Here is a 338-nt window from a genome sequence, read left to right as displayed (position 1 = left end):
TCGCAGGAGCGGGTGATTCGGGCGGCGTTGGCGGATGCGGGGTTGACGACGGCTGATGTGGATGTGGTGGAGGGGCATGGGACGGGGACGCGTCTCGGCGACCCGATCGAGGCCCAGGCCGTGCTCGCCACCTACGGCCAGGGCCGTGACGAGGGACGTCCGGTGCTGTTGGGGTCGTTGAAGTCGAACATCGGGCACACGCAGGCCGCCGCGGGTGCCGCGGCGGTTATCAAGACGGTGCAGGCGCTGCGGCGCGGCGTCGTCCCGAAGACGCTGCACGTGGATCGGCCGTCGGGGCATGTGGACTGGTCGGCGGGTGCGGTGTCGCTGGTGACGGA

General features: G+C 71.0%; 1 pseudogene. It reads left to right on the top strand.

What is annotated here, in order from left to right:
• Positions 1-338: pseudogene (locus MXD62_RS10630) on the top strand (polyketide synthase); the annotation flags it as partial.

The organism is Frankia sp. Mgl5 (assembly GCF_023242985.1).
GTDB classification, from domain to species: Bacteria; Actinomycetota; Actinomycetes; order Frankiales; family Frankiaceae; genus Parafrankia; species Parafrankia soli.
This window is presented reverse-complemented; position numbering and strand designations above follow the sequence as displayed.